Below are 16,365 nucleotides of genomic sequence, written 5' to 3' on the forward strand. Positions count from 1 at the left end.
AAAAACCATAGCACGGCCAAACGTCATCGATATGCTCTTAAATAAGGAAAGTTTGATCAAGAATCTGAATATCCTTGACCAAAAGGGGCGGAGGGTAATGTACGACAGGAACTATATTTTCCTGTGATCCCTCAAAAAGATTGATGTAACTGTAGGTGAAGGCAATTAGGAACTGATGCTCCCCTATACTTACATTTTCAACTGAAAGTAGAAGATCTTCCTGCCCGAGGACAGAAAGTGTCTCATCTTCACAGCATCCATTTTTTTGCAGATTATGTTCATGCGAATCGGAAGCTTGTTGCACATCCATTCCACAGGATTCCGCTTTACCGAAGAAGGAAAAATCAACAAGATCCTCACCACAATAGTGTTGCCCCACCGCAAAGGAAAATGTGGAGGCCAGCACATTCAGTGCCATGAAACAAGATAATATTTTGAACCAAAATAGTTTCATATGCGATTACAAAACTACAATAATTTTAACAACCCTATTTTATTTAACATATTTTTTATGGCGATTTCATGTAAAATCCTTGCCATTCCACAGCCCTGAACCTAAGCAGGTCCCACAAAATCATCGGTTTGATTTTCAATTACATATAGTATGACAAAACGTTCCCTGGCCAGCAATGACATAACGGCTTTTTCAGGTCGGCCTTATGTCAGAAATGAAGGAAGGACGGGCTATGCTATTTTGTCTTCCATAGGGAATATATGGTATACCAATTTCTTAGGCCGGGCCACAAAGGTTGTCCCATACCACATCCTGTCGGTGGATCGGGCACATTGACCTTTAGCTTCACCTGTTGCCCAAGCAACAGAAATCGAATGGGCATATGAAGTTGTTCCACCCAATCCAAAACATGATGTCCATCATGTTTTTTCAGAAGTAGTTCCCATACTTTTGAAACAGGAACAATCCACATTATCAGAATACAAAAAACTACTAATGTATGAGTGAGTTAAGATCGAATTGATTTCAATATGTTTTATGATCGGTGTACTATTTTTTTTAATTTTAATAGGTGAAGCAAACCATATCGAAAATATTATCCCTGTTTCTAGCCTGTTCCGTATTGGTCAGTACGACTTCCTTTGCTTCCAACGCCCATTTTTGTTGTAACAAATTGGTCAGTTTTTCCGTGACAGGAAAGGCAAAACCCTGCGACCAAAAGCTTCAAAACCCCAAAAGCCCCTTAAGGAAGTGTTCTTTGGAGCAAAAGAATTGCTGTAGCACGGCTACTTATGCCAATTTCGGCAAGAATGACCTGATGGTTCGATCTTTTGACCTTGATTTCGATACACTCTTAGTTCCATATACCTCCATTTTTTACCATACCGATAGCTTTGGTGGGCTACAGGAAAGCATTGTTCCTTTTAAAGACTATATCCCCCCTTGGGTCGAACGAAACCTCCCTATCCTCCACAGGACTTTATTGATTTGATTTTTTTTTCCACCTTGGGCACTATGCCCTGGTTTGTCCCTTTGTAAGGACATTCGTCCTTTAAATGGCTGGGGCATTTTCAGGACAATACATTCTGATCTGTTGTAAAAACGACGATTTATCAATGGAGATTGTAACAACAAATGGTTATATCACAATAACCCAAAATCGAAACCCTATGAAAAATTATGATACCCTTTCAGAAGCCATATCCGATTTACAGGCAAAGGGCTATACCTATGATTTTAATCTCAAGCCCCATTGTCTGGAATGCGCTTCCCTTAAAATCGAAATTCGACCGGAGGACTTTAAGGTCGACCAGACCCATCGTTTTGAGGGGATGAGCAGCACCGATGACAACAGCGTGCTGTACGCCATATCCTCCAAGGATGGCATTAGGGGCATCCTGGTGGATGCCTATGGCGTCTATGCCGAAAACATTTCTGAAAAAATGAGAAAAAAATTACGATAACCCTTAAAAAGAACCGATGATGGAAAAGCACCAACACCACGACCATTCACGGATGAACCACGATAAGACCGACCACTCCAAAATGGACCATGGCCCTGGGGGCCATTCTGGGCACAACCCCGCACATGGCCAAATGGGTCATGACCACCACAAAATGATGATCGCCGACTTTCGAAAGCGATTTTGGACAACACTGGTACTCACCATACCCATTTTGTTCCTATCGCCCATGATCCAGGATTTTTTTGGGTATGAATACCTGCTTCCCGGTAACCCTTACTTTCTTTTCGGGCTTTCCACCATTGTATATTTCTATGGGGGATGGCCTTTTTTGAAAGGTTTTTGGTCAGAAATAAAACAGGGTGCACCGGGAATGATGACCTTGATCTCCATGGCCATTTCCGTAGCCTATTTCTATAGCACGGCCACCGTATTCGGACTGAAGGGCCAAGACTTTTTCTGGGAACTGTCCACCCTTATCGCCATCATGCTACTCGGGCATTGGATAGAGATGAAGAGCGTCCTTGGTGCCTCAAAAGCCTTACAGTTGTTGGTCAGCATGATGCCTGCCGAAGCACACCGTGTCAAAGGGGAAACCATAGAGGACATACCGTTGGAAGCGGTATTGAAAGATGACATCATACTGGTCAAGCCGGGGGAAAAGGTCCCAGCCGACGGTACCATCGTCGAAGGCAGCAGTTACCTGAACGAATCCATGCTCACGGGGGAATCGAAACCTGTAAAGAAAGAGGAAAAGGACAAGGTGATCGGCGGTTCTGTCAATGGCAACAGCACCTTAAAGATCAAAGTGGAGCACACGGGCAAGGATAGTTACCTCAACAAAGTGATCACGATGGTGGAAGAGGCCCAAAAGACCAAGTCCAAAATGCAGAACCTTTCCGATAGGGCCGCCAAATGGTTGACCTATATCGCCTTGGCCATTGGTTTTGGGACCCTGGCGGTATGGTTGGCCCTGGGTTTCCCCTTTGTTTATGCCCTGGAACGCATGGTGACCGTTATGGTCATTGCCTGTCCCCATGCCCTGGGTCTTGCCATCCCTTTGGTGGTGGCCATTTCCACCGCGGTATCCGCCCAAAACGGCCTATTGATCCGCAACAGGACCGCCTTTGAGGAATCCCGGAAGATATCGGCCTTGTTATTTGATAAAACGGGGACCCTGACCAAAGGTGATTTTGGCGTTACCCGAATCCAATCGGTCGATGACAACTATTCCCCGGATGAAGTCCTTCGCCTGGCAAGTGCCTTGGAACAAAGCTCGGAACACCCCATTGCCGTGGGTATCATCAAAAGGGCCCAAGAGGAAAAGGTCACCATTCCCAATCCCTCGAACTTTCATGCGATCACTGGAAAAGGGGTCGAGGCAACCGTGGAGGACAAACCGGTAAAAGTGGTCAGTCCCGGTTTTTTAAGGGACAACAACATTCCCATTCCCAAAGACGCCTATAGCGATGCCGCCGAAACCGTGGTATTTGTGTTGATCGAGGAAAAACTGGCCGGATACATTGCACTGGCCGATGAGATACGATCGGAATCCCAAGAGGCCATCCAAGTATTCAAGAAGAACGACATCAAGGTATTGATGGCCACTGGGGACAATGAAAAAACGGCCAGGGCCGTTAGCGAAAAACTCGGTTTGGATGGCTACTATGCCGAAGTGTTGCCCCACCAAAAAGTGGAAATAGTGGAAGAACTCCAACGTAAGGGCGAGTTCGTGGCCATGACCGGGGACGGTGTGAACGATGCCCCGGCCCTTGCAAAGGCCAATGTGGGCATTGCCGTTGGTTCCGGTACAGACGTTGCGGCGGAAACCGCCGACATCATCTTAGTCAACAGTAACCCCAAGGATATTGCCAATCTCATCCTGTTCGGCAAGGCCACCTACAACAAAATGATCCAGAACCTGATTTGGGCAACGGCCTACAATGTGGTCGCCATTCCGTTGGCCGCCGGTGTACTGTATTCCTCAGGGTTTGTCATGGGCCCTGCCGTCGGTGCTGTGTTCATGAGCCTGAGCACCATCATTGTGGCCATCAATGCGCAGTTGTTAAAACGTAAGATAGGAAGTAATCAGATCAAAGGATGATAGGCAAATAGAGCAATTTAGCATATAAAAGGGTGCATTCCCAATAGCAATACGGATTTTCAGTGTTCCCGCAATCCTATTAGGCCACTACGAAGAGAATACTGGATTCTGGTATTAATACTGCTGGAAGCCAGTTCCATTTTTCTTGAGGTGTGCCATTCCTAATTTATTTCCTTTCTTAGTAACCATTATAACCTTTGTTATGGCAAAATTTTGTTTTCATGTTAAAGTGTATACCCAAAAAGGGATTCCACTTCCCTTTATCGATAGGTCAATAGTTGAGCTCCAACCTTCTGCTTCCACGGCTTTCCAAGAGAATCAGTCTTAGATGCTCCTTAGGGGAAAGGATAAATTTGGGTAGCACAAGTACAAATCCTTGGGAAGTCCCGGTTTTAATGATTTTGGGCCGTTCAAAGATATAATGGGGTTCCAACTTGGTTTCTTGATACGAGGATCTCCGTTTCAAGCTGCCATTTATCCTTAGGGCCTCAAGGGTGCCTACTTCAAAATCAATGCCTGATCGGTTGCGCACCTCTACGACCATAAATACTTGAGCGTTTCGGTAGACCAACCTTTTCAACCGCAATCGGATTCCCTTTCTTCGTACCGATGCCAAGGCACCATTTCCATCACTTGATGGCAATCCACTTAAAAGAGGAAATCGAGCTGTGTGGGAAGCCAAGGAATCCCCTTTTTTACCAGGTAATTGCTGTACTGGACCAATGCTATGCGCCTTGTCCACAAAAAAATGGGTTTGGGCAACGTTTTCCCTATAGGCCACCTTAAATTCATATGCTTGTCCGTCCATGGTGACCACCAAAAGGTTGGTAATGGTGTTGGCTGTGGACTGCAATAGCCCAAAATATTGAGCTTCTTCCCGGTTATAGGTAAAGATCGCTTTAGTGTTTCCCGTTATAGCCTGTTTGATGGGACTGGAAAAAAAAAGGGCCACGTTCATTTGTGAATTGGCACGGATGGTATCCAGGGCCTTTTGGCCCGACACGGTGTGTCCATAGGCCATTAGCATTACTGCAATGATGACGTTTAGTGTTTTCATGATCTAGGTATTAAGAAGAATTGATAATGATCGGAAATCTGAACCTTAACGGTACGTTGATCGCGCTGAAATATGCGTTTGATCCCATTGAACTGGGGCACACCCGGCACATTGATCTCTCCAAGGCCCTCTTCCAAAGACCGATCCACCACTTCACCTCGCAGATGGTTCTTCACATAAATCCCTTCCTGTCCATCCTGGGCATCATAGGCTTGCATATCCATAAGGGTTGTCCCCAATCGGGTAAGTTCCACCATCACCCGGTTGGGCCTTATCTTTACAAAGCCATAGAGGCGGGTACCTCCTGGCACTCTGTTTCCATCCACAACATAGTCATGTGTGAGTCGCAAGTCCAAACGTTGTCCGTCCCGAAGGGTTTGATCTCCATCCACATACACCTTGGCCGCAGCGGCAGTTGGTAAATTTCCATCGGGACGGTTCCTTTTTGGATTGGAGGCAAAGAACAGTTGATGTGCAAGTCCCAGATCCGTTTCCGTCCTTGGGGAACCTATTGCCATGTTTTGGTCATCTTCCCTTACCTTTTTTACAACCTCCAACTGGGGCATTTCATCTACATCCGATACAGAAACTTTTTTCGCAGTAAAGACATTGGTATCAAAGACACTGTCTATGATCCGCTGCTTTTCATATTCCATATAATTTGGATTGAAATACCCTTTATCATCCACCATGTGGTCGGGATATACTTGGGGTGCCGTGGATTGTTTTTCCACCTTGATGGCTTCCACGGCTTCCAGTTTGGATTCAAATTCCACTGAAGTGTCCTCCAGATCCGGCATGGGGATCCTTCCCACATCAAGGCTTTCCTTTTTTGGCTTTCCAAAAGTGACGATACTATATATGGTGATAAAGAGTACCATACATACCAGTACCAGAACAAAAACTATTTTATTCTTCTGTGTTTTCATGAGTTTCAAGTTTACGAAGTGAGTTTTCAAAAAAATCAGTGATCAACAATCCATGTGGATTATGGGGGAAATTCCGTTCCACTTGGATCAGATGTCCCGAGGTCACCAGTTCATAGGTATCGGTGACGGTTCCCCGATTGATCCGTATATGCAATTGGGACCTAAAGGCAAAGGAAGTCCCATCCCAATCCAGCTCTGCATCGATTCTGATGACCTCTTGCACAAGGGAATATTGCAACAACCGGTTATAGAAACCGTCTGCCTTTTTCTGTTGGTAGACAGCACCCACGGAGGCATTACCCAACCAAAGGGCCCTCTCCATGTTCTTCTCATAACTGCCGGCATCCACCCCATAAAACCACCTATGAAACTGTTCCAAATGGGCCAGGGCCTCCACTTCCAGATGATCTCGTTGTTCGGCCCAGGAAAGCGGTATGACCTCCCCTTCCCCATTGACCACGAAGGCCCCGTTCAACGATTCACGGTATATCCTGCCCACTAGGACCATAGCAACCATACAGACCAAACCCGAGGCGATAACCACGGCAAGAACCACAAAACGGTTGAGCCGCAGCACATGAACAATACTTTTAAAAGGTGTTTTCATAGACTTCAATTTAACCGGTGAACAATCGAAGGGTAAAACTGGTCGCCCTTCGGTACAATTTAAATTTGAGCAAGACAATAAAGCCAATGGTCCCGAGTTCAATGATGGAGGCAAAGAATTCACTCCCAAAATCGAAACCAAAGAGGTTCCCCCAGAAGTTGGTAGTGATCTCCGTATAAAGGTTGTTGACGAAGACATTGACCAAAAAGAAGGCGGGAACCAGCATATATACTGCTGCATACAACTTAAAAAACTGATAGGCCAAGGGTCGAAACTTCTCAAAGACGGCCAAGCTGATGACCAAGGGAAAAAAGGCCTGTAGGATCCCCAATAGGAAATATCGCTCTGCAAGGAACAAAGGATAGATGAACAGGTCCATCAACCAAAGAATGACCCCGATGATAAAGGCCAAGACCTTTAATCCGTACAAAGGAGTGACCAAGGCCTCATACAACAGTGCCATGGCTTTCTTGGCGGCTTCCAAGGCACCCACATCCCGTTCCAGGTCCACATCCTGCAACTGTAATGGGAGGAGTGCCGGAGCCGTGTCCCGGTATTGGGCCTCAATGGCCACCAGGATCCCATCGAACACTCCCAATACCTCAGTGGAGAAAATGACCAAGAGCACCACCAAAAAATTCTTGGCCAGTTCCGTGGGGGTCAACCCCCAGGTATGGCCATCGGTGGAAGCTATTCCCTCATTGTATTTCTTCAAAATATTGATCAAAAAAAACAGTACGGCCAGGGTCTTCATCCCCACAATGGTATATTGGGAGAAATCACTGTCCTTGATGGTCTGGAAGACGGCATCCACATATTCCAATCCTATGCCCAAAAAGATTCCCGCCATCAGTATTCCGTTTCCCGATTATTGATGATGTCCTGCATCCTCCGAAAGGAAATGATCTCCCGATAGCGTCGGGTCTTGACCTCCAACTCGGCCACCATTTCCTGGGACTGCACTTTTTTTTCCATCAAAATGGCCGTGCGCTCCGCATCGGTCATTTTCAAAAAATCACTGGACAAAATCTGGTTCACAAAATCCAGATCATCGATGGCCGTATCCATGATCTGCTCAAAGGCTCTGGATACCTGTTCCACCTCCCCTGCCTTGATATAGGGTGAGTTCAGAATATCTCGAAGATCGTTCTGTACCGTTCGAAACAAAATCTCGTTGTTCCGTGCGAGTTCCCGCACCGCCTTCAATTGCTTGATGGTATTGTTGACCTTGACAATATTGTCTTTCTGCTCTTTCAAAAACTCCACGGTCTTCAACAGTTCCGTGGTCTGCTTGGCCGATTCCAACAGGGATTTGGTCATACTGATAAAGTTCGTATTGTCATACACCGGCATCCCTTGGCAGGCAGCGCCTGCGGGCAATAACAGGGCCAAGGACAGCGCTAAGATCCATAACCGGGGATTTTTCCATAAGGTTTGTTTCCAATCTATTCTCATATTATTTTCTTTTGTTGATTTATGAATTCCGTAATGGCCCGTTCCATATCCCCAAACTGGTCAAAGAGTTCCATGATCTGACCATGTTCCACCCCATCGGTGAGATAGGCCGCATAGACCTCTGGGGGCACCTCCAGGCGAAAGACATTGCTTTCCTTCCCGATCTTGATAAAGATTTCGGTGTATTTGCGTTCCCCTGTTAGGTTGTTTCTAAGGGACTTCAATTGATTGAGATCATGGTTGGAGAGGTGCAACCGTCTAACCAATTCATCATAGCCCTTCTCGTTCCGTAAACTGTACACGACCTGCGTATTCTCCAGGATACTTGCCGAAGTGGCATTTTCCGGTAATTGGTTGATGGATTGCAGGATGATACCAATGGCCCCGTTTTGCTTTCGGATGGCCTGGTAATAGAACTCCACACTCTCCAATACATGGGGAAATTTAAGCTGCTTGGCAAACTCATCGAAAAGAATAATGCCCCGTTCCGACCTGTTCCTCCAAATGGTGCGTTGGATGGCGGACTTGATCAATTTGAGCATTACGGACAGGATTTCCTTATTGTCTCGCACTTCGTCCAGTTCAAAGACAATCAGGCGCTTGTCCTCTATTTTATAGGTCTGGTCTTCTGCCACATGGAACAGAAAACTGTACAGTCCCCCATCCACATATTCGGAAAGAATGTGCAAAAATCCATAGACATTGAAATCGGATTCATGAACTCGGGTCTCCTCGATCAAGGTATCCTTGTGCTTATCCACAAATTGATATAGGGAAGCCAAGGAATGCCCCGCCCTGACAGCATCATAATAGTGCAACAACACTTTTTTCAAGGCCACTTCCTTGGATTTGGTCACCTGGTTTTCAGCCAAGAGCTCCAAAAGAAAGAGGGCCAGATCTTCCAGTCGTTCAGGGGTCAAATCGGACGGATCGGCGATATAAAAGGGATTAATACCCAAATTCTTGCCTTGCTCATAGCGAAGGACCACGTGATCATCGGGATACAATTGGGCAAATTTGGCATAAGAACCCCCTAAATCGATAATGACCAGTCGTACATCCGCCTCAAAGTATTGACGTAGGATATTATTGGCCAAGAAGGATTTCCCTTCTCCTGTCGGGGCAAAAATGGCAAAGTTCCGGGCCTTGATACGCCTTTTCCCCTCGTCCCATACATCCTTGACCACAGGAATATTGTACTGTCTATCATTAAAAACGATTCCTGTTTCATCAGAGCGATAATTGGTATTGTTGATATACAGACAAAGGGCTGCCTTCAGGTCCATCACAAAAAGATCTTCATTGGAAAAGTTGGAAGCATAACTGGGATAGGAGTTCAAAAAATAATGTTTGCGCTCCTCCCCTTGGGGATGATAGGGTCGTATATCCAGTTCCTTCAATTGCGCCTTGATGCCAGAAGCAATTCGCTTCAACACCCCAACTTCCGTATGCCAATAAACAATATTCACATGGCCACGAATTATTCGTGCGGTATCATCCCCATTGATCCTGTCCAAGATATGTTGGACCTTGTTGCGGACCACTTTGTTCTGGGAACCAAAATTGGAGCTCTTGGAGAGTTCCTCAATTTTTTTATCCAATAGTTTACGCCATTGATGGGTATGATCTAGATATAGGATTTGGTTGATGATATGGTTCTCCCCCAATTCCAGTCCCAGACCGTCCAAAAAACCTTTATGAAAACTGAATCCGTCCGAACTGAATTTCCCGTTGGGCACACTGCTTTGCACAGTTTCACCAAAACAACCTTCATTGCTGATCGCAATCACATCGAAATAATGGTCACCAATTTCGATGGGGCCTTTTCCTAGCAGGATATCCGTATCAAAATCAAGATTGAACCCATTGAAATAATCCTGGGTATGCTGTAATATTGGTTCAGGTTCCATGGGAACCATGGACACGCTTTTGGAGTTGTTGACATAGGATACCGCATCGTTGATGGCAGTAATAAATTCCGCTACCTGCACATCCAGTTTCCGATGCAATCCTTTCTCCACTTTTCGAAAGGGATTGACATATTTGGTGGCATTGAATGCCTTGTCAAGAGGAAGTATAAAGAAGAGATAACTCTGATGGCCCAAATGCTCCCTACCTACAAAATAATTATGGGTAGCCTTTGCCAGAAAGGTATCCCTTGGAAGATTTCTAGCATCATAGCCCTTCTTTTGATATATATCCTGCTTATGGATAACCGTACCCCCGGGCAAGGATTTAAAGGCTTGGAACCACATCCCATGCAGTTCCTCAAAATCAGTTTCAGAAAGGGAGTATATCTCAGGTAATTCCACTTGATAACACAACACCACATCGCCATTGCTCCCAAAGACCACATGGTTCTGGATATCCAGGATTGGGTGATATGCATTGAAATTGAGTTTAGACATAGTCAAAGGGATTCAATTGTTTTAGGCTTATGGTCTTGGGAAAGGTTTGCACTACCTTGAATTGGAAGGGTTTCTTCACCCACTGCAACAATGCCCCATAGAGCAGGGCATTGAAGAGCAGTAGGCACACGATGACACCAAAATGAAAAGAAAAAATGATGATCAAAAGCGAACCGATGGCAGCAACCATCATCAGGGCAAACAGGGAAATGGACAGTCCCATGATCATGGCCCGTTTTCGTATATTCCTATAGACCTCGAACTGTTTCATCAGACCACAATTCCGATGAGATAGGTAAAGATGCCCACAACGGCCCCGGCAATCAACACAAAGACCAAGACCCGGGTAATGCCCCTTTTTAGGTCAGCATTCTCCCCAAAGAAATGTCCGGCATTAAAAAGGAAGCCCACTAAAAAGATGACCCCCAATATGATGGGAAATATGGCCCGAATGGTATCTGAAATATCGTTGACCGAATCCTCGATGCCCCCAATCTGGGCCAAAACGGCACTGGAGGTAAAAAGCAATAATAAGGTGATAAAGAACGGTTTCCGCATATCGTAAACGTTTAAGGGTTAGACGATTAATGATATGTGAAAAGTACAGGAATATTCAGTTCAAATAACTGAATATCAAGTATTTGTGCATAAAATAAAATTTAAACTGAAATGCCATCAATTGGCTCCATTTAAAAACATTCAATATTTGGATTTTCATCTTATTGTGGACAAAATAAAATTTCAAAATATCCAGAATTGGAAAAAACTACAGTATTAAGGCAAGCAAAGAAAAAATCTTAGTATTTTACGTGAGTAAATTCTCTCCCCCCAGTTTTGATAATTCATCATTAACCAACAAATACCAATAAATGCCATATCGTAACTTAATCATTCACAGTATCGAGAAAGAACAGTTCTCCGATACAGTTATTGTAGTAAAATCAAAATCGACCATTGATATTGATGATGAATCAATAGAAAAATTCTGCGACTCCCTGGTAGACAGCTACAGAAATGACAATAGAATAAGCAACACAAAGTTTAAGGAAAACAGCAGGTTCAAAGGAATGTATGATGGACTCAAAAAGTCAGAAAAGACTTTTGTTGAATGTACTTCAGAAATGGTTGATTCGATTGCTTCAATTTTGGAATTAACAAAAACAGCAAAAGGGGGGAAATTTGTGTTTATAGAGGCTCAACAAAATGGAAATGACTTTTTTTATGTGTTCCTCATTAGAGACACTACTGGTGGCCAAATCAAGTATTCATCGGAAAACTCAAAATATGTATTGAATTCTGTTGAATATGCTGATACAAACAATTTGGCTATGGCAGCCAGGGTCAACTATAACATATATAAGCTTAGTCAAAATGATGACCTTTTGAATTATCTCTCATTTACCTACAGTGGAAATAAACAAGATGGTGTTTCAGACTATTTTGCAAATTGGTTAGGTGCGTCTGAATTACATAAAAACAGTGAATATGCTATTCACTTGAGAAAGGCAATATTAAAAATCGGTGATTTTGATGAAGCGGAACACGCTGGTTCGGCCACTGAAAAACTCCAACTGGTTTTAAACTATGCTATGTCCAATGAAGATGACATTATTAATATCTATTCTTTGAGTGAACATCTCTATGGCCCGGACAATAGAAATCTTATACGAGATACATGTGATGAGAACAATTTTATATTTACGGAAAGGTTTAAGTTAATCACAACAAGTAAAAACTTGTTCAGGAATATATCTGTAAAAGTCGGTGAGATTAAGCTTCAGTTTCCAAGAATCTTTTTGGAAAACCAAACGGTGAAAGTTTCAAATGGTGTTGTTGTCATTGATGATTCAACCTTAGCGGAAAAAATAATTCAGGATTATGAATCCAAGAACGAAGCATGACGTTTTAGTCAAATTCTTTGAAAAAAATTCCTTTGAAATTCAGGAAGGGACAAATGAATTATTGGTTAATGGGTCTGAGGAAGTATTGAAAGGTTTATTGGCAAATTTCGAAGACCATGACTTTGATTCCTTATTTGCAAATACTGGGATTTCAGATACATTTCGATTGGTGGACGGGAACACAATATCTAATATATCAATATTTGATTCAAAGGATAGGTTTTCCAAATCGTTAAAGGCACTTGATCAAAAAAAAGATTATCTGATTTTCGATACGAAAACAAAAAGACATCTTTCATGGATTGAAAGTAAAGCCTATAAATCAAAAAATTGGGACAATGATGACTTTTTTTTTACCAACACTTTTGGATTCAAAACTTTTTTGGATAAATGGATTGAAATTGGCACCAATTCAAATACATCTGAGGATGATTTTACTTTCATTGACTATTACAATCTAGAAACAGGAATATTTTTATTGACCACCTTTACCCAAAAGATTCAATTTAAAATACCGTCAAATTTCTCCAATGATGATATAGATTTATCTGAAAGGGTCAATCTATTTGATGGTTGTTTCTCTGCCGATTCAAAATATCAATTTCCCAGATTCTTCAAAAAAAATCTTATTGACTATGTAAGCGGTACACCATTGGATAAAAGGCTTGAGTACGCTTTTAAAAATTTAGATAAAATATATGCTAATGCCCATCTAGACTTTCAAGTTTATCTCCATGGCATATCCATCGAAAATTTAAGAGAAGAATATGAAGATTTTAAAAGTGATTCATTGATGCCATTTGCGGAAATCACATCCAAGCTGACAATTAAAATTCTTTCCATTCCCATTGCATTTTCCGCAATTCTTTTTGGTTTAAGTAAAACCACAAATTCAGTATTCCAGATTGGACTCGTTTTTTCAATCCTAGTCTCCTCAATCATCTTAAACTTTTCATTGAAAAATCATTTTTTGGATTTAGAGTCCATATATAGGCTTTTTGGTAGAAAAGTCAAGAAAATAGGGGACCATAAGTTCTTTTGTGACAATGATACCGAAAAGGAAGAGATTAGGGTAATAGTTAAACATATTCAAGAAAAATTAAACTACGCCAAAAGGTATATCTGGTCATATTTCACGATTTCTTCGATATTGTTTTTATTTATTTGCACCTATTTGCTTTGGCCTTTAATTAAAACCATTAATTTTTCCTACCAATTGGATTTGCGTACGATTACACCAGAGAATTGGGCCATAATCTTTCAGCTTACTATATTTTTCGTCATTACTTCCTTCCAGGCAAATGGATTCATAAAAAACAACAAAAAACTAAAACGAATTAGGTCTGAATTTAATTTAGAGAATTTCTGAAAATCTAGACTCTATTTTCTTTTGTCCTTGCAATCCTTATCGAATCCTACAAGGTTGAAGAGTTCCCGCATTCTTGACCTTACCCTGTTTCCATATCTTGCTTCCAGTTCCTGTGCGTTGAGATTTGTAGTAGCGTGGCTCTTGATCTTATGGTCCGTGAACAGTTCATAACGAGACAATAGGATCTCCCCCAAGACATTACATTCTTTTCCAAAATGCACCCCATCGGGCTCCACGCCCAGATCATCAAAACAAAAGGATTGGGAATTCCCATAATCCCCAATGATTTTATATCCAAGATGATTAAATCCAAATACAATGTTTCGACAGGGGATGACCTCATAAGGCCGTTGGTGGGGCACGATGAACTTGAACAGTTTCATCAGACTGGTCTTTCCACAACCTACCGGTCCAGAGAGGAGTAGCCCCTTATCCACGTCGATTCCATATTGCTTACAACGCTCCCGATCCCTGATAAAATAAAGGCTGAGCTTGTACAGGATCTCCCGGTCCTCCCTATGGATCCTGAATTTATTGCCGAAAAGGATTTTTCCCTTGGCATCGAGATAGACCAAGATCTTCTCGAAATCGTATTTGATCTCCCTGCCCTTCAGGGAGCCCAGTTCATAACTTATGGCACCTTCAATGATGATATGTGGGGCCTTAAAATTCATAGCGGTTCGTCGTAGTCCTTTTCCTTGCTGGTCCGTAGGTTGTCCCAATATGGGACAGTAGGGGTGTGTTTGTTATTGTTTTCATCAACCTGTAACTCTTCCATTTTTATTTTTTTCCGTTTCTGCGCGTTTGTATTGTTTTTTATTGTTTGTATTTGTTTGTTTATAGGTACCAATGCTTGTCCATTGCTTGTCCCGATTTTGGTACGGTGCCGGTCCAGTGCTTGTCCAGTACTTGTCCCAAAATCGAACATCTTGATCCGGCTGCCCTTGTAGGGATTGTGGGATGGGGAATACAGAATATAGTTCCAATGGCTGAGCTCTCGGATGCAGCGGTGATAGGTCGATTTGGACCCGATTTTGGCATACGCCATGGCCTCTTCCCTACTGATATAGAAGTCGGCAACGAAATAATTTTGGTTCCACAATTGGAAGAGCCCGATATACAAACTGATATGGGTCGGGTTCAAACGGTTGTCCTTGGCAAATTGTGCAAACACCCCGTTCAGGTGTTTGATATAATTGACGTCCTCCACCCTAAATTCGGTTATGGACCTTGTTTTGTTCCAGCACCTCCATGATTTCGTGGTATTCGTAGTAAAGCACCCCACCTATCTTGGTATAGGGCAGGGTCCCATTGATCCTAAGGTTCTGAAGGGTACCTGGCGATATGCCCAAAAGGTCGCGTACTTCATTGGATTTAAGCCATTTTTTGCCCAGTTGTCCACTTTGGTCCTTCAATAATGCTTTGATGTCTTCCAAGAGTTCCACTTTGAACTCCATGAGATCTTCTGAGGTGATGATGGTCGCTCCCATAGTTTTTTGAGTTTTAAAAGAAGGACCATCCCATTACTATCATTTCATTTGATGGCCCTTCGATAGATTTGACTTTCAGGGACAAAACTCAAAAAAGTTTTTGGAAAAACTTCCCAAGTTGGTACCAAGGTGGGTGTTTTTTTCTACGCATAGGATTTGATGGTATTTGGTTCAATTTGAACAATGTACATCCAATAATGGGCTCATAAATCTCAAGATTATACCCTTATGGCCCATCAAAATGCAAATTCCCAAGTTGGTACCAACTTGGGAAAAATAAAGACTCACTCATCCAGGGAATCCATGCGTTGGTTGAGCATCTCAATGAGCTTGTCCAAGAAACGGGTCTTACTGGTCTTTCGGGACCGAATATCAATAAAAGTGTGGTAGTAATTCCCTAGGTCAACGTTATAAAAATGTTCAAAATGCGAGGCCAACTCCTTGATGTCAGTGGTACCGCTATTGATACATTTGCTGGATTGGAGTGCATATAATAGTTCGATCAGATCGGTCTTGTTGCCGGTCCAGAAGAGTTTTGAAGGTTTTTCCATGGTCATGTTCTTTTGGGGTTCTAAATTGTTTTGTAGGTCATCCACCTCTTTTCTCAGGTACACGATGAGCATGTCATAGGCCATGATCGTGGCCACGGTACCATCCTGACAGGTAGAAAACTGGTCATCGATCAAAAAGTGGAAGGATTCAAGGGGCAACCTGAGATCTCGGTTACCCCGAACAAAATACTGCTCGTCGAGGGACATGGCCCCACGACGGTAATAATTATAAAACTCCAGATTATCGTTAAAAAAGGTCTGGAACTTGTCGATCTGAAGTTGTAGGTACTTGATCTGTGCCGCATCATTTCCCCTAGGCCGCTTGCTCTCGATATTGAACAATTTGACATAATAGATCAGCTTGCTAAAGATTTGGGGCTTGACGTGCTTAAAGAAGTAGATTTCGTCCGCTTGGGTCTCGAAGGTCTTGCCGGTAATCTGTTTTTGGAGTTTACGGATGCTCTTCTCCACAAGTACGATACCCTTTTCCGCTTTGAAAAGAATATCCCCGTTCCCGCTTTCCAAGGCATCCAATTGGCCTTCAAATTCTGATAGCAGCTTTTGGTATTTCATGACG

18 protein-coding genes are annotated in these 16,365 nt (G+C 43.0%); 5 read left to right on the top strand and 13 right to left on the bottom strand.

Annotated features, from left to right (window positions below; translation table 11 throughout):
* Positions 1 to 37: 37 nt before the first annotated feature.
* Positions 38 to 418, bottom strand: a complete 381-nt coding sequence (locus tag GVT53_RS10130; protein WP_083158111.1) for an HYC_CC_PP family protein — start codon at positions 416 to 418, stop codon at positions 38 to 40.
* Positions 419 to 1,025: 607 nt separating this feature from the next.
* On the opposite strand from GVT53_RS10130, the gene GVT53_RS21245 reads away from it, so the two are divergent.
* The 3 genes from GVT53_RS21245 (at position 1,026) to GVT53_RS10140 (ending at position 4,021) form a co-directional block, all read left to right on the top strand.
* Positions 1,026 to 1,445, top strand: a complete 420-nt coding sequence (locus GVT53_RS21245) for an HYC_CC_PP family protein (protein ID WP_067029091.1) — start codon at positions 1,026 to 1,028, stop codon at positions 1,443 to 1,445.
* Positions 1,446 to 1,623: 178 nt separating this feature from the next.
* Positions 1,624 to 1,917 carry a phosphoribosylpyrophosphate synthetase gene (locus GVT53_RS10135; protein ID WP_090294862.1) on the top strand — a complete coding sequence of 98 codons (294 nt, stop codon included), beginning with the start codon at positions 1,624 to 1,626 and terminating at the stop codon, positions 1,915 to 1,917.
* Positions 1,918 to 1,933: 16 nt separating this feature from the next.
* On the top strand, positions 1,934 to 4,021 hold the full coding sequence (locus GVT53_RS10140) for a copper-translocating P-type ATPase (protein WP_417941782.1): 2,088 nt from the start codon (positions 1,934 to 1,936) through the stop codon (positions 4,019 to 4,021).
* Positions 4,022 to 4,292: 271 nt separating this feature from the next.
* Here GVT53_RS10140 and GVT53_RS10145 read toward each other — a convergent pair whose 3' ends face one another.
* Genes GVT53_RS10145 through GVT53_RS10180 form a run of 8 tightly spaced genes read right to left on the bottom strand, consistent with a single transcriptional unit; the run spans position 4,293 to position 11,035 of the window.
* On the bottom strand, positions 4,293 to 5,078 hold the full coding sequence (locus GVT53_RS10145; RefSeq protein ID WP_166248541.1) for a DUF4138 domain-containing protein: 786 nt from the start codon (positions 5,076 to 5,078) through the stop codon (positions 4,293 to 4,295).
* A complete protein-coding gene (traM, locus tag GVT53_RS10150) occupies positions 5,075 to 6,007 on the bottom strand; it encodes a conjugative transposon protein TraM (protein ID WP_067029095.1) in 933 nt (310 codons plus the stop codon). The genes GVT53_RS10145 and traM overlap by 4 nt, the downstream gene beginning before the upstream one ends.
* On the bottom strand, positions 5,988 to 6,614 hold the full coding sequence (locus tag GVT53_RS10155; protein ID WP_067029097.1) for a conjugal transfer protein TraK: 627 nt from the start codon (positions 6,612 to 6,614) through the stop codon (positions 5,988 to 5,990). Before GVT53_RS10155 ends, traM begins: the two co-directional genes overlap by 20 nt.
* Before the next feature lie 10 nt (positions 6,615 to 6,624).
* The gene (locus GVT53_RS10160) at positions 6,625 to 7,464 is read right to left on the bottom strand and encodes a hypothetical protein (protein WP_205791912.1); all 840 of its coding nucleotides are present in this window, start codon (positions 7,462 to 7,464) and stop codon (positions 6,625 to 6,627) included.
* A complete protein-coding gene (locus tag GVT53_RS10165; RefSeq protein WP_166248542.1) occupies positions 7,464 to 8,069 on the bottom strand; it encodes a conjugal transfer protein in 606 nt (201 codons plus the stop codon). Before GVT53_RS10165 ends, GVT53_RS10160 begins: the two co-directional genes overlap by 1 nt.
* The gene (locus GVT53_RS10170) at positions 8,066 to 10,477 is read right to left on the bottom strand and encodes a TraG family conjugative transposon ATPase (RefSeq protein WP_166248543.1); all 2,412 of its coding nucleotides are present in this window, start codon (positions 10,475 to 10,477) and stop codon (positions 8,066 to 8,068) included. The genes GVT53_RS10165 and GVT53_RS10170 overlap by 4 nt, the downstream gene beginning before the upstream one ends.
* Positions 10,470 to 10,748, bottom strand: a complete 279-nt coding sequence (locus GVT53_RS10175) for a hypothetical protein (protein ID WP_166248544.1) — start codon at positions 10,746 to 10,748, stop codon at positions 10,470 to 10,472. The genes GVT53_RS10170 and GVT53_RS10175 overlap by 8 nt, the downstream gene beginning before the upstream one ends.
* Entirely contained in the window at positions 10,748 to 11,035 is a 288-nt protein-coding gene (locus GVT53_RS10180; RefSeq protein WP_166248545.1) for a hypothetical protein, read from the bottom strand. Before GVT53_RS10180 ends, GVT53_RS10175 begins: the two co-directional genes overlap by 1 nt.
* Before the next feature lie 311 nt (positions 11,036 to 11,346).
* Here GVT53_RS10180 and GVT53_RS10185 point away from each other — a divergent pair, with 311 nt between their 5' ends.
* Positions 11,347 to 12,378, top strand: a complete 1,032-nt coding sequence (locus GVT53_RS10185) for a nucleoid-associated protein (RefSeq protein WP_166248546.1) — start codon at positions 11,347 to 11,349, stop codon at positions 12,376 to 12,378.
* Positions 12,356 to 13,747, top strand: a complete 1,392-nt coding sequence (locus tag GVT53_RS10190; protein ID WP_166248547.1) for a hypothetical protein — start codon at positions 12,356 to 12,358, stop codon at positions 13,745 to 13,747. Before GVT53_RS10185 ends, GVT53_RS10190 begins: the two co-directional genes overlap by 23 nt.
* A gap of 11 nt (positions 13,748 to 13,758) precedes the next feature.
* Here GVT53_RS10190 and GVT53_RS10195 read toward each other — a convergent pair whose 3' ends face one another.
* The 4 genes from GVT53_RS10195 to GVT53_RS10210 all read right to left on the bottom strand — a co-directional run bounded on the left by GVT53_RS10195 (position 13,759) and on the right by GVT53_RS10210 (position 16,361).
* Positions 13,759 to 14,421 (bottom strand): P-loop NTPase family protein, encoded by a 663-nt coding sequence (locus GVT53_RS10195; protein WP_166248548.1) that lies wholly within the window; start codon positions 14,419 to 14,421, stop codon positions 13,759 to 13,761.
* Complete coding sequence (locus GVT53_RS10200) at positions 14,418 to 14,957, bottom strand: hypothetical protein (RefSeq protein WP_166248549.1); 540 nt, start codon at positions 14,955 to 14,957, stop codon at positions 14,418 to 14,420. The genes GVT53_RS10195 and GVT53_RS10200 overlap by 4 nt, the downstream gene beginning before the upstream one ends.
* A 1-nt stretch (position 14,958) precedes the next feature.
* A complete protein-coding gene (locus GVT53_RS10205) occupies positions 14,959 to 15,237 on the bottom strand; it encodes a helix-turn-helix domain-containing protein (RefSeq protein ID WP_166248550.1) in 279 nt (92 codons plus the stop codon).
* Between the two features lie 284 nt (positions 15,238 to 15,521).
* Positions 15,522 to 16,361: an RteC domain-containing protein gene (locus GVT53_RS10210; protein WP_166248551.1), complete on the bottom strand. Its 840-nt coding sequence runs from the start codon at positions 16,359 to 16,361 to the stop codon at positions 15,522 to 15,524.
* Positions 16,362 to 16,365: the final 4 nt, after the last annotated feature.

Source organism: Flagellimonas oceani, assembly GCF_011068285.1.
Classification (GTDB): domain Bacteria; phylum Bacteroidota; class Bacteroidia; order Flavobacteriales; family Flavobacteriaceae; genus Flagellimonas; species Flagellimonas oceani.